Raw genomic sequence first — 1,471 nt, forward strand, 5'->3', positions numbered from 1 at the left:
GGCCCCCGGTTGCGCGACGGGACGTACCGGCTGTGGAACACCGACCCCGGGCGGGCCTTCGTGCCGGGTGACGATCCGTTGTACGTCACCATGCCGGTGCAGTTGGTGGTCGCCGACGCGGCCACACACCTGGTGTTCCACGACACCTCCTGGGACGGCACGGTGACGCTGCGGGAGGGCGAGGAGGGTGCCGGTTCCGGGCACGACCGGGCGGGGGCGTCCGAGCTGCGGATGGACGGCGGTCCGCTGCGCTGCTGGGTGATCGTGGGTACTCCCGCGCGCGTGCTGCACGCCTGGGTATCGCTCACGGGTGCTCCCGCGCTGCCGCCGGCCTGGGCGCTGGGTCACCATCACGCGCGGTGGGGCTTCGGCAGTGAGCGGGAGGTGCGGCGGATCGTCGCCGGCTACCAGGAGCGCGGGCTGCCGCTGGACGCCGTCCATCTGGATATCGACCACTACGACGAGCACCAGGTGTTCACGGTCGACCAGGAGCGGTTCCCGAAGCTGCCGGCGCTCGCCGAGGAGTTGCGGCGGGACGGCGTCCGGCTGGTGTCGATCGTCGATCCGGCGGTGAAGACCGAGTCGGGAAACGCCGTCTACGACAGCGGGATGTCCGAGGACGCCTTCGTGCGGGATGCCTCGGGGCGGCTGGTGCGGGGTGTCGTGTGGCCCGGGGAGGCCGTTTTCCCGGACTTCACGCAGGCGCGTGTGCGGGAGTGGTGGGGCGGTCTCTACCAGGAGCGGCTCGCGCAGGGGTTCGCGGGGTTCTGGCACGACATGAACGAGCCCACGTCCTTCACGGCCTTCGGGGAGTCGACGTTGCCCCGTTCGGCCCGGCACGACCTGGACGGGCGGGGCGGTGACCATCGTGAGGCGCACAACGTGTACGCCCTGTGCATGGCCAGGGCCGCCTACGAGGCGCTTCGCGAACTGGCCCCCCAGGAGCGGCCGTTCCTCTTCTCGCGTTCCGGGTGGGCCGGGATGCAGAGCTACGGGGGCACCTGGTCCGGCGATGTGGCGACCGGCTGGCCCGGGTTGCGGGCCTCGCTGTCGCTGGTCATGGGGCTCGGGCTGTGCGGGGTTCCGTACTCGGGCCCGGACGTGGGCGGGTTCGACGGGAGTCCCTCGCCGGAGCTGTATCTGCGCTGGTTCCAACTCGGCGCGTTTCTGCCGCTGTTCCGCACCCACGCGAGCCTGCGGGCGGGGCGTCGGGAGCCCTGGGAGTTCGGTGCCGACGTGCTGGAGCACGCGCGCGTGGCGCTCGTCGAACGGCGGCGGCTGCTGCCGTACTTCATGACGTTGGCGCATCTGGCGCGGCGAACCGGAGCGCCCTATGTGCGGCCCCTGTGGTGGGGTGCCCCGGAGGATCGTGCGCTACGGGACTGCGAGGACGCCTTCCTGCTGGGCGACTGTCTCCTGGTGGCGCCGGTGCTCTATCCGGGGTCGGACCGGCGCCACCAGGAGACAGTCG

General features: G+C 71.9%; 1 protein-coding gene. It reads left to right on the forward strand.

Translation table 11 applies throughout. The annotated features are described in order from the left end of the window. A partial coding sequence (locus JHN63_RS50980) for a TIM-barrel domain-containing protein (RefSeq protein WP_307782197.1) occupies nt 1-1,471 on the forward strand: 1,471 nt, incomplete at both ends.

It is taken from the genome of Streptomyces sp. MBT65, from assembly GCF_016612545.1.
Lineage (GTDB): Bacteria > Actinomycetota > Actinomycetes > Streptomycetales > Streptomycetaceae > Streptomyces.